A 4,148-nucleotide genomic window follows, 5' to 3' on the forward strand; every position below is an offset into this window, starting at 1 on the left:
TGCCGACCGCGATATAGAGCTGCGGCGCGACGATCTTGCCGGTCTGGCCGACCTGGTAGTCGTTCGGCACGAAGCCGGCATCCACGGCGGCGCGGCTGGCGCCCACGGCGGCGCCCAGCTTGTCGGCCACCGCCTCGATCAGCTTGAAATTCTCGCCCGAGCCCATGCCGCGACCACCCGAGATGATGATCTTGGCCGAGGTCAGCTCCGGACGGTCCGACTTCTGCAGCTCCTGGCCGAGGAATTTCGACAGGCCCGGATCGGCATCGGCTTCCGCCTTCTCGACAATGGCCGCGCCGCCTTCGGCGCTGGCGGCCTGGAAGCCGGTCGCGCGCACGGTGATCACCTTGATGGCGTCCGACGACTGCACGGTCGCCATGGCGTTGCCGGCATAGATCGGCCGCACGAAGGTATCGGCGCCCTTCACCTCGACGATGCCCGAGATCTGCATCACGTCGAGCAAGGCTGCCACGCGCGGCAGCACGTTCTTGCCCGAGGTGGTCTCGGGCGCCAGGATGGCGGCATAGCCCTTGCCGAGCTTGGCCACCAGCGGCGCCAACGCCTCGGCCAGGCCATGGGCGTAATGCGGCGCCTCGACCTGGATCACCTTGGCAACGCCCGCGATCTTGGCGGCGGCGGCGGCGGCGCCGCCGCAATTCTCGCCGGCCACCAGCACATGCACCTCGCCGCCGATCTTGGTCGCGGCGGTGACGGTATTCAGGGTCGGCGCCTTGATCGAGGCGTTGTCGTGTTCAGCGAGTACCAGAACGCTCATCTTCAGATCACTCCCGCTTCGGTCTTCAGCTTCTGCACCAGGGTCGCCACGTCGGGCACCTTGATGCCGGCGGACCGCTTCGGCGGCTCCTCGACGCTGAGCGTCTTCAGCCGCGGCGCGATGTCGACGCCGAAATCCTCCGGCGTCTTCTCGTCGATCGGCTTCTTCTTCGCCTTCATGATGTTGGGCAGGCTGGCATAACGCGGCTCGTTCAGGCGCAGGTCGGTGGTCACCACCGCCGGCAGCTTGAGCTCCACCGTCTCCAGGCCGCCATCGACCTCGCGCACCACGGTGGTCTTGCCGTCGCTGAGCGCCAGCTTGTTGGCAAAGGTGCCCTGGGCCCAGCCCATCAGCGCGGCCAGCATCTGGCCGGTCTGGTTGCTGTCGTCGTCGATCGCCTGCTTGCCGACGATCACCAGCTGCGGCTGTTCGGCTTCAGCGATCTTGGCCAGCAGCTTGGCCACGGCCAGCGGCTGCACTTCCGCATCGGTCTTCACCAGGATGCCGCGGTCGGCGCCCATGGCCAGCGCCGTGCGCAGGGTTTCCTGCGCCTGGGCCGGGCCGATCGAGACGGCGATCACTTCCGTCGCCGTGCCGGCTTCCTTCATGCGTACGGCTTCCTCGACGGCGATTTCGTCGAAGGGGTTCATCGACATCTTCACGTTGGCGAGGTCGACGCCTGTCTTGTCCGCCTTGACGCGGATCTTGACGTTGTAGTCCACCACGCGCTTGACCGCGACCAGAACCTTCATGGACATCCAATCCTGATTTGTGAGCAAAAAAAACTGCGGCGATACGGATGCGCGGCCCGGAAAGACCCAGAAAGACCCGGAAAGACACGGGGCGCATGCGTTTTTCGCGCTGCACACTATAACCCGGTTCGGGGGCTGTCAACGAACCGCAACGCGTGGTTTCCGCTCCGTCAGGCATGACTCAAGTCATTGCGACGTTACGTAAATTCGCGCCTGACGCGTCCCTAGAGGCGCACTTCCGGCCAGCGCGCCCGCCAGGCCTGGAACATCAGCAATGTCCACAGGCTGTGCTGCCAGTTGCGGCTGCCCGCCAGATGCTCGGCCCAGCGCCGGCGCACGGGTCGCGGATCGATCAGGCCGTCGGCGTTCAGGCGCTGCTCCGAGAGCAGGTCTTCCGCCCAGTCGCGCAAGGGGCCGCGCAGCCAGTCGCCCACCGGCATACCGAAGCCGGTTTTTGGCCGTTCCACCATGTCGCGCGGCACGTATCTGTACAGCACGTTGCGCAGGATGCGTTTGCCCGTGCCATCTTTCAGCAGGCGGTCGGGCGGCAGGCTCCAGGCGAATTCCACCACGCGATGGTCCAGCAGCGGCACGCGCGCCTCCAGCGACACCGCCATGCTGGCGCGGTCCACCTTGGTCAGGATGTCGTCGGGCAGGTAGGTGGTCATGTCGCGATAACGCAGCCGCGCCACCGTCTCGGGCAGGTCGGTTGCCAGGCGCGGATCGGCGGCCGGGGCCCGGGCGGCGAAGCCGCGCAGCATCGCCTCCGGATCGGGCCACTGGCTGACCAGCCGGTCATACATGGCATCCGGATCGGACGCGGCCATGATCGCGGCGCCCTTGTGGATCTTGTCGCCCAGGAATTTCGGCTTGTAGCGCGCCGGCACCGGGGCCAGCAGGGCGTCCCAGGCATCGGGCGACAGCATCTGCAGCAGCCCGGCGCCCATGCCACGCATGGAGGCGGGCAGCGGCCCGAGCCAGCTCCACAGCCGGTCGATGCCCAGATAGCGCACATAGCCGGCGAAGATTTCGTCGCCGCCATCGCCCGACAGCGACACGGTGACTGTGCGCCGCGCCAGCTCCGACACCAGATGGGTCGGGATCTGCGAGGAATCGGCAAACGGCTCGTCATACATCTCGGCCAGGCGCGGAATCACGCTCAAGGCATGCCCGGGCTCGACGATCAGCTCGGTATGGTCGGTGCCCAGATGTTTTGCCACCGCACGGGCATGGCCGGCTTCGTTGAAGGCATCCTCGCGGAAGCCGATCGAAAAGGTCTGCACCGGGCGATCCGACTGCGCCTGCATCAGCGCCACGACCGTCGATGAATCGATGCCGCCCGACAAAAACGCGCCCAGCGGCACGTCGGCCATCATGCGGCGCTTCACGGCATCCTTCAGCAGGTCGTGCAAAGCCTCGGTCTGCTCGGCTTCCGGGCGCCGGTCGCGGTTGCGCACGCCGTTGGCCGCGATCTCGCGCAGGTTCCAGAAGCAGCTCTGCTCGGTGCGGCCATCCTGGTCGATGCGCAGGATATGCCCGGGCGGCAGCTTGTGCACGCCGGCATGGATCGAGCGCGGCGCCGGCACATAGCCAAAACGCAGGTAGCCGGCCAAGGCCTGGCGGTCCAGCTTCGGCGCCCAGCCCGGATAGGCGGTCAGCGCCTTCAGCTCCGAGCCGAACAGCAAGGCCTTGCCGTCCGCCGTGTCCTGGATCGTCCAGTAGACCGGCTTGATGCCCAGCCGGTCGCGCACCAGCCACAATTGCCTTGTCTGGCGGTCCCACAGGGCGAAGGCGAACATGCCGATGAAGCGGCGGATGGCGGCATCCACGCCCCAGGCGGCGCAGGCCTCCAGCAGCACCTCGGTGTCGGAATGGCCGCGCCAGGTGATGCCCGGCAGCTCGCGCGCCACCTCGGCGGCGTTGAAGATCTCGCCGTTGTAGCAGATCACGAAGCGGCCATTGGCGCTGCTCATCGGCTGCGCGCCGGTTTCGGTCAAATCCACGATGGCCAGGCGGCGATGGCCCAGCGCCAGCCCGGCCGGCGCATCCAGCCAGGCGGTGGCGGCATCGGGGCCGCGATAGGCGATGGCATCGGTCATCGCCGTGATGCGCGTGCCCAGTCTTTCGGGCGCCGTCTCGCGCCAGGTCAGAATGCCGGCAATGCCGCACATGATCAGCTCGTCCTATCGGCCGGGGAGGGCCGTCTTGTGTTTAGGCGAGGCGGCGCGCGGCGTAAAGCGATCTGTGTGGGCGTTTACACAGATCGTCACCCCGGACTTGATCCGGGGCCATGTCCGGCTGGGAGTGTCGGGCGACACGGGATCGCAGCCCGTGGAAAAGGCAGCAGCCGACAGGCAGCCATGGCATCGTGGCCATCCCTCAGGGCGTCTTGCCCACGGTCAATGCTGCGCGGAATTCCGGGTCGTCGTCGATATAGGCCGCCTCCGGCCCGGCGCCGACCGCATCGAAGAAGCGGCTGATGAAGCAGCGCAGCGACGCGCACAGCGCGATGTCGCAGATCTGCCGGTCGCTGAAGCCCGCCTTGCGCAACGGCGCGATATCCGCCGGGCCGATTTTCGAGGCGTCTCTGGCGATCTGCTCGGCATAGGCCAGCATCGCCA

Annotated in this window: 3 protein-coding genes and 1 pseudogene; all 4 read right to left on the bottom strand. The window is 67.2% G+C overall.

Annotated features, from left to right (window positions below):
* The coding region (locus tag Q1J79_RS08715; protein ID WP_300299295.1) for an FAD-binding protein at positions 1-775 on the bottom strand (775 nt) is incomplete at its 3' end.
* A gap of 2 nt (positions 776-777) precedes the next feature.
* A complete protein-coding gene (locus Q1J79_RS08720; RefSeq protein WP_300299297.1) occupies positions 778-1,527 on the bottom strand; it encodes an electron transfer flavoprotein subunit beta/FixA family protein in 750 nt (249 codons plus the stop codon).
* Between the two features lie 224 nt (positions 1,528-1,751).
* A complete protein-coding gene (asnB, locus tag Q1J79_RS08725; RefSeq protein WP_300299299.1) occupies positions 1,752-3,698 on the bottom strand; it encodes an asparagine synthase (glutamine-hydrolyzing) in 1,947 nt (648 codons plus the stop codon).
* A 208-nt stretch (positions 3,699-3,906) separates the two neighbouring features.
* Positions 3,907-4,148 (bottom strand): annotated as a pseudogene (locus Q1J79_RS08730) (hypothetical protein); the annotation flags it as partial.

This window comes from Ferrovibrio sp. (genome assembly GCF_029255545.1).
In the GTDB taxonomy this organism is placed as follows: domain Bacteria; phylum Pseudomonadota; class Alphaproteobacteria; order Ferrovibrionales; family Ferrovibrionaceae; genus Ferrovibrio.